Below are 19,620 nucleotides of genomic sequence, written 5' to 3'. Positions count from 1 at the left end.
AGGGCCGCGGAAGGCCGACACCTTCCCGCGCCCTGCCCCGGTCCGGCGGCCGGAGGGGACGCGACCGGTGCAAGGGAACCTTCCTGTCACCGACGACCGTCCGGGGTGAGAAGAAGGGAACCTTCCTCCCACCCCGAGGCGCGCGATGCAACCGCGGCCTTCAGTCCAGGACGCTGCTCAGCGGCAGGCTCGACCGGCCGTGCGCCTCGGCGACCGCCTCGTTGACCAGGTGCCCGTCGTGAGTGTTGAGGCCACCGGCCAGCGCCGCGTCCGAACGGCAGGCCTGCTGCCAGCCCGCGTCCGCGATGCGCAGTACGTACGGCAAGGTCACGTTGGTCAACGCGTGCGTGGAGGTGTTGGGCACCGCGCCCGGCATGTTCGCCACGCAGTAGAAGACCGAGTCGTGCACCCGGTAGGTCGGGTCGTCGTGCGTGGTCGGACGCGAATCCGCGAAGCACCCGCCCTGGTCGATGGCGATGTCGACCAGCACGCTGCCCGGCTTCATCTCCGAAACCAGGTGGTTCGACACCAGCTTCGGGGCCTTCGCGCCCGCGATCAGCACCGCGCCGATCACCAGGTCGGCCGACCGGACCGCCTGCTCCACCGCGTAGCGGTTGGAGGTGACCGTCCGGATCTGGCCGTGGAAGTCGCGGTCGATCTCGCGCAGCTTGTCGACGTTGGTGTCCAGCAGCTCCACATCGGCGCCCATGCCCAGCGCCACCCTGGCCGCGTTGAGCCCGGCGACACCGCCGCCGATCACCACGACCCGCGCCGGGTGCACACCCGGAACACCGCCCGGCAGCACACCGCGACCACCGCTGGGGCGCATCAGCGAATGCGCGCCCACCAGCGGTGCCAGCCGCCCGGCGACCTCGCTCATCGGCGCCAGCAGCGGCAACCCACCACCCGGGGTCTGCACCGTCTCGTAGGCGATCCCGGTGACACCCGAGTTCAGCATCGCGTCGGTCAGCTCGGCCGACGCCGCCAAGTGCAGGTAGGTGAACAGCACCTGGTCCCGGCGCAACCGCGGGTACTCCTCGGCGATCGGCTCCTTGACCTTGAGCACGAGGTCGCCTTCGGCCCACACGTCGTCGGCGGTGGCCAGAACCTTCGCCCCGGACGCGAGGTAGTCCTCGTCCGGGATGGACGAGCCGGCGCCGGCGCCCGCCTCGACGAACACGTCGTGACCACGTGCGGTCAGCTCGTGCACACCGGCAGGAGTGATCGCCACCCGATACTCGTTGTTCTTGATCTCGCGAGGCACTGCGATCTTCACCGTGGGGTCCTTTCGTCGTGTGGAAACAACGATCGGACGCTGTGGCGCAGGACGCATCATGTCCACGGCATGAGATTGGGTGGGGGACTTTGTGCTGCGGGCACAACGGCGGTGCGTGCGGGGCGGGTGGTGACAGAAAGGTTCCCGTGCTCCACCGCGGGCGCGGGCCTCCCGGGCTCAGCCGTGCTGGGCCCACCGCTCGGCCAGCAGCTGCACCAGCAGCGCCGAGCGCACGTCCGGGTCGTCGAGGTCCACGTCCACCAGCTGACCGATCCGCTTCATCCGGTACCGGAAGGTGTTCGGGTGGACCCGCAGCTCACGGCTCGCCTGGCGCGGGTCGCCCGGGTGCCGCAACCACGCGTGAAGGGTGGCCTGGTACTCGGTGCCCTGCGCGCGGTCGTGCTCGCGCAACACCGGCAAGGGACCCAACGTGGCAACCCCCGCGTCGGTGGCCGCGCCCGCCATCCGGCTCAGCACCAGCAGGTGCCACAGGTCGTCGTAGATCGCCACGCGCTGCCGCACCAGGCCCGTGCGCAACAACCCGATCAGCTCGTCGGCCTGCGCGCGCGACCGCGGCACATCGGTGACCGGCACGGAAGTTCCCACCGCGATCAGCGGGCGAGGGGACAACTCGTGCGAGAGCAGGGCCTGGCGCAGCTCCGGCCAACCACCACCTCGCGCCCGATCCGGGACCAGCGCGTAGAGCACCGAACCGATCTCGGTGACCAGCGGACGCCGCCCGATCCCACGGGTGATCCACTCCCACATCGCCAGCCGCTGCCCCTCCGCCGGCTCGTCGGAGGAGGGCATCTCGATCGCGATCACCCGGTGCTGCTCGTTCGGCACGGCCAGTTCGGTGGCCGCCGCGCGCCACCCCTCACCGCCCTCGAGCAGCAACCGCACTTGCTCCGCCGATCGCCGTCGCTGCACGTCGGCGACCGCTCGCCAGCGCAACAGCTGCAACGCCACCAGCGGCGCCGTGTCGGCGAAGGCCGTGGCGCGCTCCTCCGACACCGGCCCCGGCACCACCGCCCACATCGATCCGAGCAGCTCACCGCCCATGCGGATCGGCACCACCAGCCGCGGCAGCGTCCCGTCCTGCTGCGCGGGCACGAAGATCGCCGAACTGCCCTTGGTGAGCTGCCGGAACGTGCCGCGGGCCCGGAACTTCGCGAGCACGTCGTCCGGCTGCTTGCGCCCCATGATCGTGGAGATCCGCGCCGGATCGGTCAGGTCCTGCCGCGCCGAGTGGGCCAGCACCTGCGAGTGCGCGTCCTCGATGGTCACCGGCGCGTCCACCACGTCGGCGACCGCATCCGCCAGCCGGAACAGGTCGGTGACCCCGACCCCGCTCTCCTCGGTCTGCCGGATGCCGCCCGCCAGAGCCGCGCGGATCAACCACACCAGCTGCGCCCACGCCGTGCCCTGCCGCACCTCGATCAGCGCGATCCCCGCCTCGCGCACCGACGCCACCACCTCGTCGAGCCCCGCCGCAGGCGGTTTCAGCAGCACCGCCGCCACTCCGCGCTCGCCGCACTCGCGCACCAGCCGCAGCGCCTGCTCGGCCTCGGTGATGCCCACGCCCAGCACGAGGTCGCCGCCGGTGGCGGTCGTGGGCTCGCCCGGTTCGGCGATCACCACATCACCGGCGACGGTGCTGGCCTCCGAGCTGATCACGGTGCGCAGCAGGGCCGGTCCGACCCGCTCGACCAGCGCCCGGATGTCGAGCATCGAAGAGGCCTCCTCGACCAGACGCACCGGCGGAGATCACATGTGCATTGACAGTGCCGCTGGCGCGTTTATCGTTGCTGAGCACATCGACAATCGCATACGGCCATCGACCCCGTGCGGGAGAGACCCTGCCCGGTGCAGGGCGCCGAAGGAGCAACACTCCCCAGCAAACTCTCAGGCACCCATGACCGCTCGGGCGAGGCGACTCTGGAAAGCGCTCGTCGACGCCGACGCGCCACCCACGGTGCAAGCCGCCGCAGCGGCGAAGCTCTCAGGTTCCGCAACAGAGGGGGAGGCCCAGCCGAAACCGGGGATCAACGCCCCTCGAACCAGCTTTGGAGCCTCCCTCATGGCGCTGCCCACCAACCTGTCCTACACCGAAGAGCACGAGTGGATCGAGGACCGCGGCGAGATCGCCCGCGTCGGCATCACCGAGCACGCCGCCAGCGCCCTCGGTGACATCGTCTTCGTCCAGCTCCCCGAGGTCGGCGACACCATCGAGGCCGGTCAGGCGTGCGGCGAGCTCGAGTCGACCAAGTCCGTCAGCGACCTGTTCGCGCCCGTCACCGGTGAGGTCGTGGCCGTCAACGACGCCGTCGACGAGGACCCCGCGGTGGTCAACTCCGACCCCTACGGCGAGGGCTGGCTGATCGAGGTGCGGGTCACCGAGACCGGTGCGACGCTCACGGCCCAGCAGTACTCGGACTTGATCAGCGAGTAGTCGCGGAGCCCGGAACGAGGCGAGGCGATCAATGGCGATCGGTGTCTTCGACCTGTTCTCGGTGGGGATCGGCCCGTCCAGCTCGCACACCGTGGGACCGATGCGCGCGGCGCAGCGGTTCACCGTCAGGCTGCGCGAGAACGGGCTGATCTCCCAGGTCAACAGGGTCAAAGCGGAGTTGTTCGGTTCCCTCGGCGCGACCGGCCACGGTCACGGGAGCCCGGGGGCCGTGATCCTCGGGCTGGAGGGGCACCGGCCGGAGTCGGTGGACCCGGTGGCCGGCGCGCGGCGCGTCGACGAGATCGAGCGCAGCGGCATGCTGCGGCTCGGCGGTGACCAGGTGCTGCCCTTCAGCAGTGCCCGCGACCTGGTGCTGCACCGGCGCAAGTCGCTGCCGCGGCACCCCAACGGGTTGCGGTTCACCGCCCTCGGCAACGACGGGGGAGAGCTCGACTCGGCGATCTACTACTCGGTCGGTGGCGGTTTCGTCGTGGACGAGGACGCGGCCGGGGCGGATCGGGTCAAGGCCGATGACACGAAGGTTCCCATGCCCTTCCGCACCGGCGCCGATCTGCTGCTGCACAGCGCAGAGTCCGGTCTGCCGATCAGCGGGGTCATGCTGGCCAACGAGCTGTCGTGGCGCGAGGAGCCCGCGGTGCGCGCGGGGCTGCTCGACATCTGGCGGGTCATGCGGGAGTGCGTCGACAACGGATGTCGCAACACCGGTGAGCTGCCGGGCGGGTTGAAGGTGCGGCGGCGAGCGGCGGAGCTGGCCGCGTCGTTGACCGACCGTGACGACCCGCTGGAGTGGGTCACGTTGTTCGCGCTGGCGGTCAACGAGGAGAACGCGGCGGGCGGGCGCGTGGTGACGGCTCCGACCAACGGCGCGGCCGGCATCGTTCCCGCGGTTCTGCACTACTACGCCCGTTTCGTGCCCGGTGCCGACGAGGACGGGGTGGTGCGGTTCCTGCTCACGGCGGGGGCGATCGGGGTGCTGTTCAAGGAGAACGCCTCGATCTCCGGTGCCGAGGTCGGCTGCCAGGGAGAGGTCGGATCGGCCTGCTCGATGGCGGCGGCCGGTCTGGCGGAGGTGCTGGGCGGCACCCCGGAGCAGGTGGAGAACGCCGCGGAGATCGCGATGGAGCACAACCTGGGGCTCACCTGCGATCCCATCGGTGGTCTGGTGCAGATCCCGTGCATCGAGCGCAACGCCGTCGCGTCGGTCAAGGCGATCACCGCGGCCCGCATGGCGCTGCGGGGGAACGGCACGCACTACGTGTCTCTCGACAAGGTCATGAAGACGATGCGGGAGACCGGGCGCGACATGTCGGTCAAGTACAAGGAGACGGCTCGCGGCGGCCTGGCCGTCAACGTCATCGAGTGCTGATCCGCGGCCCGGGGTGAGCATGGGAACTTTCCTGTCATCACCTCGGGCCGCATCACGTCCCTGACCTGCCTCGGCGCGGTGCAGGGGAACCTTCCTGCCAACCCCCGGCAGACCATTGCGTCCAATTCAGTTGCGCACAACTGAATGGCGCGCTACTGTTTATCCCGTGACGACAGAACCCGGAACGACGCTGGACCGGTTGCTCTGCTTCGCGCTGCACAGCGCGTCGCGGGCGTTCACCAACCTCTACCGGCCCTTCCTCGACGAGATCGGCCTGACCTACCCGCAGTACCTGGTGATGCTCGTGCTGTGGGAACGCGAGTCGCTCACCGTCAAAGAGCTGGGTGCCCTGCTCCGGCTCGACTCCGGAACCCTGTCGCCCCTGCTGAAGCGACTCGAAGCCCGCGGAGTCCTCACCCGCGCCCGCAGCGAAACCGACGAGCGGTCCGTGCGCGTCGCGATCACCGACGACGGACGCGCGCTCGGGCGGCACGCGAGCGATATCCCGCAGCGGATGGTCGCCGCCACCGGGATGGAACTCGGCGACGTCGAGGAACTTCGGTCCACATTGGAAAACCTGACGACCACGTTGAACGACGCGGCCCGCCGGGTCACCGAGAATCAGGAGACGCCATCATGACCGTTCTCTACACCGCGGAGGCCACCGCGACCGGAGCCGGCCGCGCCGGCCACACCCGCACCTCGGACGGCCTCGTCGACCTCGAGCTGGCCATCCCCAAGGAGATGGGCGGACCCGGCGGCGCCACCAACCCCGAGCAGCTGTTCGCCGCCGGCTACGCCGCCTGCTTCCACAGCGCCCTGCAGGTCGTCGCCCGCAAGCAGAAGGTCGACATCGAAGGCTCCTCGGTCACCGCCGAGGTCGGCATCGGCCCGAACGGACAAGGCGGCTACGGCCTCAACGTCGGGCTCGTCGTCGAACTCCCCGGCCTCCCGAACGACCAGGCGCAGCAGATCGCCGAAGCCGCCGACGCCGTCTGCCCGTACTCCAACGCCGTGCGCGGCAACATCGACATCGACGTCCGCGTCGCCGCCTGACCCCGCCAGGCACGCCCTCGCCGGTACCTACGCGAACAGGACGTACACCGCACCGGTCGCACCGGCGAGCATCGCCAGCGCCGCTGTCGCGGCGGGCAACACCCCGCCCGGCAGCGGCGTTCGCGCGCGCAACCGACGTTCACTGCGGTGATGACGCCGCCACACCAGCCACGCCACGAGCCCGCTGACCGGCAACGTCACCAGCGCGCACACCACCGCCGCGACCGTGCTGTGATGCGAGATCAACTTCAGCAGCACCAGCAGACTCGCCGTGAACGCCAACACCGTGCGCAACCACGCCAAGGTCGTGCGCTCGATCTGCAGACCCGGATCCCAGGGCTGATTCCCGCTCACCGTCAGAACCCGGTCACGAACAGCAGCACGCAGGCCAGCACCCCGACCACGCCCAACCCGTAGCCCAGCACCGGGGCCAGCCGCGGCGCGGGCAGCGGCCGCCCCCTGCGCAGCGCGCGCTCGGTCGCCACCCACCTCGTGAAGGCCGTGGCGCTGCACAACACCCCGGCCAGCAGCAATGCGACCGCCAGCACCGTGCGAATCGGGCTGCGCTCCGCGGCCACCGCGTTGAGCGCCTCCACACCGACCCCGCCGGCCATCAACGCCAACGAGGTGCGGATCCAGGCCAGGAACGTCCGCTCGTTGGCCAGCGTGAACCGGGGATCGGGCTCATCGCCCTCCTCGTAGAGCCGCCGCGGCCAACGCGTGCTCCGCTCTTCGCCATCGGTCGCCATGACCTCACGTTATCTGGTCCGAATGGCGGAACAGCCTCCGCTCCGGCCTCGACGGCCTCCACGGTGACAGGAAGGTTCCCCTGCTCCAGCGGGAATGACAGGAAGGTTCCCACGCTCCCCGCCGTCACAACGCCAAGGGCACGTTCCCGCCGAACAGCTCCGGCTTGCGGCCGGTGATCGTCAGGTACCCGTCGTCGTCCAGCTCGCCCACGTCACCCGTGCACAGCCAGCCGTCCGCGTCGGTGACCGAACGGATCATGCCGTCCGCCTCCAGATAGCCCGCGCACACCAGCGGCCCGCGCACCAGCACTTCGCCGTCGGCCGCGATCCGCAGCTCCATGCCCGGCATCGCCCGGCCCACCGTGCCCGTGCGGCGAGCGGCGGGATGGTTCGTGGTGGCGCACCCGGTGGTCTCGATCAGCCCCCACCCCTCGCACACCTCGAGCCCGATGCCGCTGAACAGCTCCACCACCTCGGCCTCGACCGGGCCGGACCTGGTCGACGGCCACACCGTGCCGCCCAACCCGATCCGGGCCCGCACCCGCTGCCCGTCGCGGGGCGTGCTGCGCTGCTCGGCCGGGATGTCGCGAAGCACGCCCGTCAACTGCGACAACACCTCCGACGAGGCGAAGAACAGCGCGGGTCTGGCCCTCGGGAGCTCGGCGAGCACCCGGCCGCGGTCCCCGCAGAAGTGCACGTGCGCGGCGTCGTGGATCGCCGCGTGGACACCCACCACCCGCTCGGCGATGTGGCTCAACGGCAGATAGCTCAACCGGGCGGTGTTCGGCTCGGGACGGGTGAGCCGGTGCAGCGCCGCGGCCGCGAAGCACAGGTTGCGGTGCGTCAGCACAACCCCTTTGAGGTGGTCGCAATCCTCGCTCGGGTAGACCACCGCCGCCGGTGTGCCGGGGGAGACCCCGGCGCTCTCCCGCCGCACCAGGCCGGGATCCGCCGCCAGCTGCTGAGCCCCCTGTCTTCGCAGGTCGCGCCAGGTCCGGAAGCGGTGATCGGCACTGACCATCAGCGCCTCGTCGAGCACCACCACGTGCTCGATCGTGCTGTCGTTGCGCAGCGCCTTGGCCCACCGGCGCAGCTGATCACCGCTCTCCAGCACCGCGACCCGGGCGCGGCTGTGGGCGACGATGGCGTGCACCTGGTCCTGGCTCAACCCCGGGTTCAGCGTGCTGGGAACCGCTCCCAGATGTGCCGCGGCCACGTCGGCCAGCCAGTGCTCGGGGCGGGTGGACATCATCAGCAGGATCGTCTGACCCCGTTGCAGGCCGAGCGCGTGCAGCGCCGCGGCCAGCAGCTCGACCTCCTCACCCGCCTGCTTCCAGGTGAAGGTCCGATCACCGTCGGTCAGGGCCGGTTCGTCCGCGAAATGAGTGGTGGTGTGGTAGAACAGTCGTGGGATCGTCGTTTCCAGTGCTGCCTCGGCCCAGTCGTCCACGGTGCTCATCGCAGCCGGATCTCCCCTCGCCCCGAACGACGGTTGCGAATGTCGCGCGTTGAGGCGATGAAACCCGATCAGGGCCGAGGGAAACCAGCGCCGAAAGCTGGAATCACGTTCCGCCCAACCGGTAGACCTGCCGGCCCAACACGGGAAAACCGGTGAAATCAGACGTGATCGCGGATGACGTCGTTGACCGCGTGCTGGAACCCGTTGACCAGCACCTGAATGGTCAGCGGCCGCAGCTGGTCGGTCGCCGCCCGCACCCGTTCCCGCTCGTCCTCGGGGCGCCCGTGCTCCATGTAGGGGCGCAGCACGTTCGCCGCGAACAGCTCCCGCAGCTCCGTCGCGATCTGCGCGGTGTGCTGCTCGACGATTCCCTTGGCCTGCACCAGCATCTCCAGCGGCAGCCCCAGGTCGAGGATCTGCAGCCCGACCCCGAGCATCGCCGGGCTCGGCAGCCGCAGCGCATCGGCATCCTCCGTGCGCTGCAGGATCCCCAGCTCCACCAGGTGCTCGACCAGATCGTCGTCGAGGTGACGGCCCGCCCGGCGATCCAGCTCGTGGCGGTCGAGCTCCTCGGCGTGCTCGTCGGTCCACGGAGCGATCAGCGCCCGCTGCAGCGCCAGCTCGTCCGGCGACGATCCCTCGGGGATGCGCTGCAGATGCCGCTCGATCGCCGACAGGGTGAACCCGAGAGTCTGCAGCTCGCGGATCAGATCCAGTCGCGCGAGGTGCTCGGCGCCGTAGAGTCCGAGACGCCCGCGCAGCCGCGGTGCGGGCAGCAGGCCGCGCGACGAGTAGAAGCGGACCGTCCGCACGGTCACCCCGGCGCGGGCAGCCAGTTCGTCGATGGTGAGCTCTTCGTCCGCAGTTCGGAGCATGCCGGTCACGCTACTCCTTGACCGCTGTTACACCAACGATGTAACACTAATCGCGTCGAGATTCCTGTGTCGCGTGACACAGCGTTGTGCCAGGGCCCGGGCGGCCCGGACTTCCGCGTCGTGGAGAGGACTTGTCGTGACGGCAACGGGTGGCCCGCTGGCCGGGGTGAAAGTCGTCGAGCTCGCCGGGATCGGTCCCGCGCCGTTCTGCTCGATGCTGCTGGCCGACCTCGGAGCGGACGTGGTCCGCGTCGACCGGCCCGGCACCGCCGGCGGTGGCGACGACCTGCTCAACCGCGGCAAGCGGTCGGTGCAGGTCGACCTCAAGCACGAGCAGGGCCCGGAAGCGGTGCTCGCCCTCGCCGAACAGGCCGACGTCCTGCTGGAAGGACTGCGGCCCGGCGTCACCGAACGCCTCGGCGTCGGCCCCGAGCAGTGCTGGAAACGCAACCCCCGCCTCGTCTACGGCCGGATGACCGGATGGGGTCAGGACGGCCCGCTCGCCCACACCTCCGGCCACGACGTCGGGTACGTCTCGCTGACCGGAATGCTGCACCTCATCGGCCGCAAGGGCGGACCCCCGCAGGTGCCCGCGAACCTGCTCGGCGACTTCGGCGGCGGCGCCATGTACCTGGCCGTCGGCGTGCTCGCCGCCCTGCTGGAAGCCCGCTCCAGCGGACGCGGCCAGGTCGTCGACGCCGCCATCGTCGACGGAACCGCGCACCTCGGCGCCATGCTGTGGGGCTTCTTCGGCTCCGGCGGGTGGAGCACCGAGCGCGGCACCAACCTCCTCGACACGGGGGCTCCCTACTACGACGTCTACGAGACCGCCGACGGCGAGCACATCTCCGTCGGCGCCCTGGAACCGAAGTTCTACGCCGAACTGCTCGACCGGCTCGAACTGACCGGAAAAGTCCCGGACCGCGACGACGCCTCGAACTGGCCCGAGCTGCGGGCGACCTTCGCCGAGACGTTCAAGCAGCGCACCCGCCAGGAGTGGACCGAGGTGTTCGACGGTTCCGACGCCTGCTTCGCGCCGGTCCTGTCGATGGCCGAAGCCGAACAGCACCCGCACCTGGCCGCCCGGCAGACCCTCGTGCGACGTGACGGGACCCTTCAACCCGCCCCCGCACCGCGCTTCAGCCACACCCCCAACCCCGAGCCCGGCCCGATCGCCACACCGGGCGCGCACACCGAAGACGTGCTGCGCGACTGGGGACTTCCCCAGGGCCTGCTCGACTCCGGAGCGATGCACTCCGCGTCATGACGACCCGCGACGCACCGCGTCGCGAGAACCCGTCCCCTCGAAGCGGCCTCGCGGGCGGCCCGTGACAGGAAGGTTCCCTTCCTCGCACCGCCCACCACGAACGAAAGGGATTGCGTGATGATGCGCAGGGAGTTGTTCGAGCCCGAGCACGAGGCGTTCCGCGACACGGTCCGGACCTTCGTCACCAAGGAACTCGTCCCGCACGTGCCGGAGTGGGAAGAAGCCGGTCAGGTCAGCAGGCAGGCCTGGCGCGCCGCCGGCGCCCAGGGGCTGCTCGGTTTCGCCGTCGACGACGAGTTCGGCGGCGGGGGAGTCGACGACTTCCGGTTCAACGTCGTGTTCAACGAGGAACTCGTCGCGGCAGGCGTTTCCGGGTTCGGATCGCCCCTGCACAACGACATCGTCGCCCCCTACCTGATGAACCTCGCCAACGACGAGCAGAAGCGCCGCTGGCTGCCCGGTTTCTGCTCCGGTGAGCTCATCTCGGCCATCGCCATGACAGAACCCGGCGCGGGCAGCGACCTCCAGGGCATCCGCACCACCGCGATCCGCGACGGCGACGAGTACGTGCTCAACGGGCAGAAGACCTTCATCAGCAACGGCATCATGTCCGACCTGGTGATCGTGGTGGCCCGCACCGATCCCGACGCGGGTCACCAGGGCATCAGCCTGCTGGTCGTCGAACGCGACATGCCCGGCTTCGAACGCGGCCGCAACCTCGACAAGATCGGCCAGAAGTCGCAGGACACCGCCGAGCTGTTCTTCCACGACGTCCGCGTCCCCGCCCGCAACCTCCTCGGCGAGGAAGGGCAGGGCTTCGTCTACCTGATGCAGAACCTACCGCAGGAACGCCTGTCGATCGGCGTCGCCGCCATCGCCTCGGCCACCAAGATCCTCGAGCTCACCAAGGACTACTGCCGCGAGCGCACCGCTTTCGGACGCCCTATCGGCAAGTTCCAGAACACCCGGTTCGAGCTCGCCGAGATGGCCACCGAGGTCGAGATCGGCCAGGTCTTCGCCGACCGCTGCGTGCGCGACCACGTGCGCGGTGAGCTCAGCGTCGAGCACGCCGCGATGGCCAAGTGGTGGCTCAGCGAGCTCAACAAGCGCGTCATCGACCGCTGCCTGCAGCTGCACGGCGGGTTCGGCTACATGACCGAGTACCCGGTGGCCAAGGCCTACCTGGACTCCCGGGTGCAGACCATCTACGGCGGCACGACCGAGATCATGAAGGAGATCATCGGCCGGTCCATGGGATTCTGACGGTGCCGGCGGTGACCGGCGCCCGCCGGTCACCGCGCCCCGCCGAGAAGGAGGCGAGCCGTGGACTGGATCGTCGCCCCCGATCCCAACGGTCGTGCGCTGCGCGACGTCCTGCCCTCGATGCTGTCCGCGCTGGACGTCGAGGGCTTCACCGACACCATCGGCATCCCGCCGTGCCGCACCGCGCTGGTGCTGCTCATCGACGGGCTCGGCCACGAGCTGCTGCGCGAGCACGCCGCCGATGCCCCGTTCCTGTCGAGCCTGCAGAGCGCGCCGCCGCTGACAGCGGGGTTCCCCACCACCACCGTCACCAGCATCACCTCGCTGGCCACCGGCCGGTGCGCGGGAGAGCACGGGCTCGTCGGCTACACCTTCGCCGAACCGGGCGGCGGTCTGCTGCACCCGCTGAGCTGGACGGTGCGCAGCGCCCCCGGCGGCGCCGGCGACGAGCGCGGCGACATGATCGAGAAGTGGCCACCGGAGCAGGTCCAGCCGCACGCCACCGTGCTGGAACGCGCTGCGGCCGCGGGCGTGGACGTGCGCACCGCCGTGCCGGGGCACTTCGAAGGCACCGGGCTGACCAGGGCCTCGATGCGCGGCGCCGCGTTCCGCGGTGTGCGGGAGCTCGGTGACCTCGCCGCGGAACTCCTCGCCGCGGCCCAGAGCCGGGGCCCGGCCCTCTGCTACGGCTACCACGGCGGTGTTGACCTGCTGGGTCACATCCACGGGCCCGGGTCGATCCAGTGGCGCATGCAGTTGCGGCAGATCGACGCATTCGTGCAGATGATCGCCGAGGCGCTCCCGCCGGGAGCGGTGCTCGGCGTCGTCGCCGACCACGGCATGGTCGACCTCGACCCGGCCGAGGCCATCGACGCCGACGCCGATCCCGCGCTGAGCGACGGGGTTCGGCTGATCGGTGGCGAGGTCCGCGTCCGCCAGGTCTACGCGCGGCCGGGCGCGCGCGACGACGTGCTCGCCGCGTGGCGGGACACCATCGGCGCCGCCGGTGCGGTGATGACCGGGGAGCAGGCCATCGACGAGGGCTACTTCGGCCCGGTGTCGGCGCAGATGCGGCCACGCATCGGTGACGTGCTGGCGATCATGCGAAGCGGCGGGGTGATCCGGTCCGTGCACGAGCCGGGGGAGTCGGCGCTGCGCGGCCACCACGGTTCCCTGACCGCCGCCGAACAGCTGGTGCCCGTGCTGGTGACGGGAGGCTGAGTCCCGATGGCCGATGACGGGGTCCCGATGCTCGACGAGGGCTTGTTCGGGCCGCGAACGGTGACCTGGCAGCTGCACGGTGATCCGACGATGTGGATCGCGGGGATCTGCAGCCTCTTCCTGCAGGCCTTGCACCCCCGGGCGGTGGCGGCGGTGGTGCAGAACTCGCGGTTCCAGCAGGACCCGATCGGCCGGTTGCGCCGCACCAGCGATTTCGTCGGCGTCGCCACCTACGGCACCACCGACAAGGCCGCTGCCGCGGCCGAACGCGTCCGTCACGTGCACCGGGTGCTGAGCGCCACCGATCCGAGGACGGGCGAGCGGATCCGGCTCGACGACCCGGACCTGCTGCTGTGGGTGCACTGCGCGGAGGTCGCCACCTTCGCCGAAGTGGTGCGGCGGGCGGGTTTTCCGATCACCGACGCCCAGCACGACCGCTACCTCGACGAGCAGCGCCGGTCGGCCGAGCTCGTGGGACTCGACCCGCAGCAGGTCCCGGGTTCGCGCGCCGAGATGGACGCCTACTCCCGGCGGGTGCGCCCGGAGCTGGCGCGCACGGCCGAATCGGAGGTCGTGTTCCGGTTCCTGCACCACCCGTTGCGCAGCAGGCGCTGGCGCCCGCTGAACGCCGGCTATCTGCCGATCGGGCGCCTGGCGTACTCCCTGCTGCCGGCTTGGGCGCACGACCTGCACGGCCGGAAGGCGTTGCCGTCCGCCGTCACCACCTCGGGCGCGCGGGCGTTCCGCGCCGCGGGCAAGGCGGTGCCCGACCGGCTGCGCTACCGGTTCCCCAGCGGGCACGTGCTGCGCGCGGTGGAGCGGATGGGGGAAGGGGCCTTTCCTTCCACCCGGGCGCTGGCCGAGCTCTAGCGGCGGGGCGGGAGGAAGGGAACCTTTCTTCCACTTCCCTCGGTGCTCCCGGCCTGCGGAGATCGTCTGTGAAGTGCATATTCGGGCACACTCGGGATGAGCACGCGCATCTTGTCCACCTCTTGTATCTATGTTGTGAGCAACCTAGGATTTCCTTTCACGGAACCACTTTTCTGCCAGGCGGAAGTTTCCCGGGAGGCTGAACGATGCAGTCGGCCAGTGTCGAAGCCGAGCGCGCGGCGGGAGGTCCGGCCGCGCTGGACACCGCGATAGGGGAATTCCGCGCGGCGTTGCCCGACGGGGCGGTGATCACCGATCCGCAGCGGCTGCGGACCTACGAATGCGACGGACTCGCCAGCCACCGGGTCGTGCCGGCCGTGGTCGTGCTGCCCGAGACCGCCGAGCAGATCCGCGACGTCGTGCGAACCTGCGCCGCGCACGAGATCCCCTTCGTCGCGCGAGGATCCGGAACCGGCCTGTCCGGAGGGGCGCTCCCGCACTCCTCCGGAGTTCTGATCGTCACCTCCAAGATGCGCCGCATCCTGGAGATCGACACCGCCAACGAACGCGCCGTCGTCGAACCCGGCGTGATCAACCTCGACGTCACCAAGGCCGCTGCGCCGCACGGCTACTACTTCGCCCCCGACCCCTCCAGCCAGCAGGTGTGCTCGGTCGGCGGCAACGTCGCCGAGAACTCCGGCGGCGCGCACTGCCTGAAGTACGGGTTCACCGTCAACCACATCCTCGGCATCGAAGTGGTCACCCCCGACGGAGAGCTCGTCGAACTCGGGTCGGATGCGCGCGAAGCTCCCGGCTACGACCTGCTGGGGGCCTTCATCGGCAGCGAAGGGACCCTCGGTGTCGTCACCAAGATCACCGTGCGGCTGCTGCGCAAACCGGAATCCGTGCAAACCCTGCTCGCCGGGTTCCCCTCCACCGACGAAGCGGGCGGCGCGGTGTCGGCCATCATCGCCGACGGCGTCACGCCCGCGGCCATCGAGATGATGGACGCCCTCGCCATCGAAGCCGCCGAACAGGCCGTGCAGTGCGGATATCCCGCCGGAGCCGGGGCCGTGCTGGTTGTGGAGCTCGACGGTCCCGCGGCCGAAGTCGAGCACACCTTCACCGAAGTTGAACGGCACTGCCGCGCCCACGGCGCCTTCGAGATCCGCGTCGCCGCCGACGACACCGAACGGGCCATGATCTGGAAGGGCCGCAAATCGGCCTTCGCCGCCGTGGGTCGCATCAGCCCCGACTACATCGTTCAGGACGGGGTCATCCCGCGCACCGCGCTGCCCGAGGTGCTGGGCCGCATCGCCCGCCTGTCCAGCGAATCCGGTGTGCGCGTGGCCAACGTCTTCCACGCCGGTGACGGCAACCTGCACCCGCTGGTGCTCTTCGACGACGCCGAACCCGGCGCGGGCGAACGCGCCGAAGCCGTCTCCGGCGCGATCCTCGACCTGTGCATCGAGCACGGCGGCTCCATCACCGGCGAGCACGGCGTCGGGGCGGACAAGGTCAAGTACATGGGCCGCATGTTCACCGCCGACGACCTCGACACCATGCAGCGGGTGCGCTGCGCCTTCGACCCGGTCGGGATCTGCAACCCCGGCAAGGTCTTCCCGACACCCCGGCTATGCGGCGAAGCACCGGGCCGGCGCCGCGGCGTGCACCCCCTGACCGAAGCGGGATTGGCGGACCAGTTCTGATGCCCACGAAGACCACCGACGCCGCCCACAACGCCCTGGTCGCCGCCCTCGGCGCCGACCACGTCCGCGCGGCCACCGAGCAGGACCAGCACGGCATCGGCCACTCCCTGGTCGCCGCAGTGGAGGGAACCGAACAAGCAGCGGCCGCGATGAAGGTCGCCGCCGAACACCAACTGCGCGTCGTGCCCAAGGGCTCCGGCAGCAAACTCGACTGGGGCGCCCCACCCCAGGACGTCGACCTGCTGCTGGACGTCTCACCGGCCAACAAGATCGTCGAACACGCCGCGGGCGACCTCGTCGTGCACGCGCTGGCCGGCACCCCCATCGCCGAGATCAACCGCGCCGTCCGCAGCGGCGGGCAACAACTGGCCATCGACCAGCCCATCGAGTCCGCCACCGTCGGCGGCGTCATCGCCACCGCGAACTCCGGGCCGTGCAGGCACCTGTTCGGCGGCGTGCGGGACCTGCTGATCGGCATCACCGTCGTGCTCGCCGACGGCACCGTCACCACCGCGGGTGGCAAGGTCGTCAAGAACGTCGCCGGCTACGACCTCTGCAAGCTCTACACCGGATCCTTCGGCACCCTCGGCGTCATCACCGAAGCCGTCTTCCGGCTGCACCCCGTCGCCGCCGAGCACAGGTGGATCACCGTCACCACCGACGACACCGCGACCGCGGCCGACGCCGCGGCCGCCATCCGCCACTCGCAGGCGATGCCGACCGCCATCGAGGTCGACCGTCCCGCGGAAGGTCCCATCACCGTGTGCGGACAGGTGGAAGGACGCCCTTCTGCCACCCACGCCCGCGCACTGGAACTGGCGGCCGAGATCGGAGGCGACGTCCTCGACCAGCCACCGCAGTGGTGGGGGAAGCATCCCTTCACCCCCGACGGCACCGGGCTGCGCGTCGGCGCCGAACCCACCGCCATGGCCGAGCTGCTCGCCGCCGTCGAACAGCTCTCCGGCGACCTGCCGGTCGCGGTGCGCGGCGCGATCGGGCTCGGCGTCCTGCACCTGGGCCTGCCCGCCGACACCGACCCCGCCGCGATCGCCCGGCTCACCTCGCGACTGCGCGACCGCGGCGACTACGCGGTGCTCGAACGAGCCCCGCGCGAAGTCCTGCGGGCCGTGGACCCGTGGGGACCGGTCGCCGCCGGACCGCTCGCGCTGATGCGCCGCACCAAGGACCAGTTCGATCCGCAACACCGGCTCGCCCCCGGCCGGTTCGTGGGAGGAATCTGATGACCGAGACCCCGGCCCGCCCCGGAGCCTTCGACGCCTTTCACCCGCCGCAGCGCGAACTCATCGACGACTGCGTGCACTGCGGGTTCTGCCTGCCCAGCTGCCCCACCTACGACCTGTGGGGCGAGGAGATGGACTCGCCGCGCGGGCGCATCTACCTGATGAAGGAAGGTCTCGAAGGCGAACCGCTCACCGACAACATGGTCGAGCACTTCGACGCCTGCCTGGGCTGCATGGCCTGCGTGACCGCGTGCCCGTCCGGCGTGCAGTACGGCACGCTGATCACCGAAACGCGCGCGCAGGTCGAACGCCACCACGAGCGCGGCCGCTTCGAGAGGCTGATGCGCACCATCATCTTCACGCTCTTCCCGTACCCGAAGCGGCTGCGCGCCATGCGCGGCCCGCTCGCGCTCTACCAGCGCACCCGCCTGGGACGACTGCTCAAGCGCACCGGGCTGATGGCCAAGCTGCCCGCAGGGCTGCAGGTCATGGAATCGCTCGCGCCGCCGATCAACCGCGCCGAGAAACTCCCCGAGCGGATCCCGGCCCGCTCGGCCAAGCGCGCCACCGTCGGCATGATCACCGGCTGCGTCCAATCGGCGTTCTTCCCGGACGTCAACGCGGCCACCGCCCGCATCCTCGCCGCCGAGGGCTGCGACGTCGTCGTCCCGCCCTCCCAGGGCTGCTGCGGTGCGCTCAGCGAGCACTCGGGCCGCGAAACCGAAGCGGTGAACTTCGCCCGCGCCCTGCTCGACAGCTTCGAAGCGGCCGGCGTGGACCACGTGGTCATCAACTCCGCGGGCTGCGGCTCCACGCTCAAGGAGTACCCGCGACTGCTCCAGGACGACCCGGTGTACCGGGAGAAGGCCGAGCGGTTCTCAGCGAAGGTGCGCGACATCGCCGAACTGCTGGTGGAACTCGGCCCGGTCGCCGAGCGGCACCCGCTGCCGGTGAAGGTCGCCTACCACGACGCGTGCCACCTGGCCCACGGCCAGGGCATCCGGTCGCAGCCGCGCGAACTGCTGCGCGCCATCCCGGGCCTGGAGCTCAGCGAGATCAACCGCGCCGAGCTGTGCTGCGGCTCGGCGGGCGTCTACAACCTCCTGCAGCCCGAACCCGCCCGTGAACTCGGCGACCGCAAGGCCGCCAACGTGCTCGACACCGGCGCGCAACTGCTGGTCACGGCCAACCCCGGCTGCTCCATGCAGATCCGCACGGCGCTGGAGCGGCGCGACGAGACCATGGCGATGGCGCACACGGTCCAGGTGCTCGACGCCTCGATCCGCGGTGCGGGCGTGGAGTCGCTGCTGACGTGATGTCGGTGACGGCAAGCGGGGGCGCCGTTGCGGCGTCCCCGCTTCGTCGTTGAGGCGGGTGTGCGGTCGGGCAAGGGAACCCGCGTGTCGAGTTGCCGGGCGCCGGTGGCGGGGGAAGGTGAACGAAAGGTTCCCATGCTCCCAACACCGCCCGCTCCGTCCCGACCGGATCAGGATTGTCATTGACTGTGACAGCATTGGTGTCACACTCTGAGTGGAGCACCTGCCGCAATGAGGAGGCACGCCACACATGTCCGAGGCGTTCGTCTACGACGCGATCCGCACACCGCGGGGTCGTGGAAAGAAAAACGGGTCGTTGCATGGGGTGAAACCCATCTCCCTGACCGTCGGCCTGATCGAGGAGCTGCAGCGCCGCCACCCCGAGCTCGATCCCGCGCTGATCGATGACGTCGTCCTCGGCGTGGTCTCGCCGGTGAGCGACCAGGGCGGCGACATCGCCAAGACCGCGGCCATCGCCTCGGGTCTGCCCGACACGGTCGCGGGCGTGCAGCTGAACCGCTTCTGCGCCTCCGGCCTGGAAGCCGTCAACATCGCCGCGCAGAAGGTCCGCTCCGGCTGGGAGGACGCCGTCCTCGCCGGCGGCGTGGAGAGCATGTCGCGCGTCTCCATGGGCTCCGACGGCGGCGCCTGGGCGATGGACCCGGAGACCAACTACGCGACCGGATTCGTCCCGCAGGGCATCGGCGCGGACCTCATCGCCACCCTCGAAGGCTTCGACCGCGGCACCGTCGACGCCTACGCGGCCGAATCGCAGGACCGGGCCGCCAAGGCCTGGGCCGACGGCCGCTTCGCCCGCTCGGTCGTCCCGGTCAAGGACCGCAACGGCACGACCGTCCTCGACCGCGACGAGCACATCCGCGCCGGCACCACCGCCGACTCCCTCGGCGGGCTCAAGCCCTCCTTCGCCGACATCGGCGAGATGGGCGGGTTCGACGCCGTCGCGCTGCAGCAGTACCACTGGGTCGAGCGGATCAACCACGTCCACACCCCGGGCAACTCCTCGGGCATCGTCGACGGCGCCGCGCTCGCCCTGATCGGCAGCGAGAGCCTCGGTCAGCGCACCGGTCTCAAGCCGCGCGCCCGCATCGTGGCCGCCGCCCTGTCGGGCGCCGACCCGACGATCATGCTCACCGGTCCTGGCCCGGCCGTGCGCAAGGCTCTGGCCAAGGCCGACATGAGCATCGAGCAGATCGACCTGATCGAGATCAACGAGGCGTTCGCCGCGGTGCCGCTGAAGTTCATGAAGGAGTTCGGCGTCGACCACGACAAGGTCAACGTCAACGGCGGTGCGATCGCCATGGGCCACCCGCTGGGCGCCACCGGCGCCATGATCCTGGGCACCGTCATCGACGAGCTCGAACGCCGCAACCTCCGGTACGGCCTCGCGACGCTGTGCGTCGGCGGCGGCATGGGGATCGCGACCATCGTCGAACGGATCGGCTGAGGGGCACATCAGAC

Annotated in this window: 18 protein-coding genes and 2 riboswitches; of the genes, 12 read left to right on the top strand and 6 right to left on the bottom strand. The window is 70.5% G+C overall.

Annotated features, from left to right (window positions below; genetic code table 11):
• Nucleotides 1-160: 160 nt before the first annotated feature.
• Both ald and BM424_RS03890 read right to left on the bottom strand, forming a co-directional pair.
• Entirely contained in the window at nt 161-1,276 is a 1,116-nt protein-coding gene (ald, locus tag BM424_RS03895; protein ID WP_093413716.1) for an alanine dehydrogenase, read from the bottom strand.
• Between the two features lie 177 nt (nt 1,277-1,453).
• Nucleotides 1,454-3,007, bottom strand: coding sequence for a helix-turn-helix domain-containing protein (locus BM424_RS03890; RefSeq protein WP_093413714.1), 1,554 nt, complete (start codon nt 3,005-3,007; stop codon nt 1,454-1,456).
• Between the two features lie 107 nt (nt 3,008-3,114).
• A riboswitch (glycine riboswitch) is annotated at nt 3,115-3,208 on the top strand.
• Nucleotides 3,209-3,304, top strand: a riboswitch (glycine riboswitch).
• A 52-nt stretch (nt 3,305-3,356) separates the two neighbouring features.
• Here BM424_RS03890 and gcvH point away from each other — a divergent pair.
• From gcvH to BM424_RS03870, 4 genes are all read left to right on the top strand, one after another.
• On the top strand, nt 3,357-3,728 hold the full coding sequence (gene gcvH / locus BM424_RS03885) for a glycine cleavage system protein GcvH (RefSeq protein WP_093413713.1): 372 nt from the start codon (nt 3,357-3,359) through the stop codon (nt 3,726-3,728).
• A gap of 31 nt (nt 3,729-3,759) precedes the next feature.
• Nucleotides 3,760-5,115, top strand: coding sequence for an L-serine ammonia-lyase (locus BM424_RS03880; RefSeq protein ID WP_093413711.1), 1,356 nt, complete (start codon nt 3,760-3,762; stop codon nt 5,113-5,115).
• 166 nt (nt 5,116-5,281) lie between these two features.
• Nucleotides 5,282-5,755, top strand: coding sequence for a MarR family winged helix-turn-helix transcriptional regulator (locus BM424_RS03875; RefSeq protein WP_093413710.1), 474 nt, complete (start codon nt 5,282-5,284; stop codon nt 5,753-5,755).
• On the top strand, nt 5,752-6,171 hold the full coding sequence (locus BM424_RS03870; RefSeq protein WP_093413708.1) for an organic hydroperoxide resistance protein: 420 nt from the start codon (nt 5,752-5,754) through the stop codon (nt 6,169-6,171). Before BM424_RS03875 ends, BM424_RS03870 begins: the two co-directional genes overlap by 4 nt.
• Before the next feature lie 27 nt (nt 6,172-6,198).
• Here the strand turns inward: BM424_RS03870 and BM424_RS03865 are convergent, their stop codons facing one another.
• The 4 genes from BM424_RS03865 to BM424_RS03850 form a co-directional block, all read right to left on the bottom strand.
• The gene (locus BM424_RS03865) at nt 6,199-6,525 is read right to left on the bottom strand and encodes a DUF202 domain-containing protein (protein WP_175547919.1); all 327 of its coding nucleotides are present in this window, start codon (nt 6,523-6,525) and stop codon (nt 6,199-6,201) included.
• Between the two features lie 2 nt (nt 6,526-6,527).
• The gene (locus BM424_RS03860; protein WP_093413707.1) at nt 6,528-6,920 is read right to left on the bottom strand and encodes a YidH family protein; all 393 of its coding nucleotides are present in this window, start codon (nt 6,918-6,920) and stop codon (nt 6,528-6,530) included.
• Between the two features lie 124 nt (nt 6,921-7,044).
• On the bottom strand, nt 7,045-8,379 hold the full coding sequence (locus BM424_RS03855) for an AMP-binding protein (RefSeq protein WP_093413705.1): 1,335 nt from the start codon (nt 8,377-8,379) through the stop codon (nt 7,045-7,047).
• Between the two features lie 158 nt (nt 8,380-8,537).
• On the bottom strand, nt 8,538-9,254 hold the full coding sequence (locus BM424_RS03850; protein WP_093414628.1) for a MerR family transcriptional regulator: 717 nt from the start codon (nt 9,252-9,254) through the stop codon (nt 8,538-8,540).
• Nucleotides 9,255-9,390: 136 nt separating this feature from the next.
• Here BM424_RS03850 and BM424_RS03845 point away from each other — a divergent pair, with 136 nt between their 5' ends.
• From BM424_RS03845 to BM424_RS03810, 8 genes are all read left to right on the top strand, one after another.
• Nucleotides 9,391-10,521 (top strand): CaiB/BaiF CoA transferase family protein, encoded by a 1,131-nt coding sequence (locus BM424_RS03845; RefSeq protein ID WP_245775588.1) that lies wholly within the window; start codon nt 9,391-9,393, stop codon nt 10,519-10,521.
• 120 nt (nt 10,522-10,641) lie between these two features.
• Nucleotides 10,642-11,784: an acyl-CoA dehydrogenase family protein gene (locus tag BM424_RS03840; RefSeq protein ID WP_093414626.1), complete on the top strand. Its 1,143-nt coding sequence runs from the start codon at nt 10,642-10,644 to the stop codon at nt 11,782-11,784.
• A 60-nt stretch (nt 11,785-11,844) separates the two neighbouring features.
• Nucleotides 11,845-13,005, top strand: coding sequence for an alkaline phosphatase family protein (locus tag BM424_RS03835; protein WP_093413702.1), 1,161 nt, complete (start codon nt 11,845-11,847; stop codon nt 13,003-13,005).
• Nucleotides 13,006-13,011: 6 nt separating this feature from the next.
• Nucleotides 13,012-13,875: an oxygenase MpaB family protein gene (locus BM424_RS03830; protein ID WP_245775587.1), complete on the top strand. Its 864-nt coding sequence runs from the start codon at nt 13,012-13,014 to the stop codon at nt 13,873-13,875.
• 206 nt (nt 13,876-14,081) lie between these two features.
• A complete protein-coding gene (locus tag BM424_RS03825; RefSeq protein WP_093413700.1) occupies nt 14,082-15,584 on the top strand; it encodes an FAD-linked oxidase C-terminal domain-containing protein in 1,503 nt (500 codons plus the stop codon).
• Nucleotides 15,584-16,825 carry an FAD-binding oxidoreductase gene (locus BM424_RS03820; RefSeq protein WP_093413699.1) on the top strand — a complete coding sequence of 414 codons (1,242 nt, stop codon included), beginning with the start codon at nt 15,584-15,586 and terminating at the stop codon, nt 16,823-16,825. Before BM424_RS03825 ends, BM424_RS03820 begins: the two co-directional genes overlap by 1 nt.
• Complete coding sequence (locus BM424_RS03815) at nt 16,825-18,141, top strand: (Fe-S)-binding protein (RefSeq protein ID WP_093413697.1); 1,317 nt, start codon at nt 16,825-16,827, stop codon at nt 18,139-18,141. The genes BM424_RS03820 and BM424_RS03815 overlap by 1 nt, the downstream gene beginning before the upstream one ends.
• 250 nt (nt 18,142-18,391) lie before the next feature.
• Complete coding sequence (locus BM424_RS03810; protein ID WP_093413696.1) at nt 18,392-19,606, top strand: acetyl-CoA C-acetyltransferase; 1,215 nt, start codon at nt 18,392-18,394, stop codon at nt 19,604-19,606.
• Nucleotides 19,607-19,620: the final 14 nt, after the last annotated feature.

The organism is Saccharopolyspora flava (genome assembly GCF_900116135.1).
Taxonomy (GTDB): domain Bacteria; phylum Actinomycetota; class Actinomycetes; order Mycobacteriales; family Pseudonocardiaceae; genus Saccharopolyspora; species Saccharopolyspora flava.
This window is presented reverse-complemented; position numbering and strand designations above follow the sequence as displayed.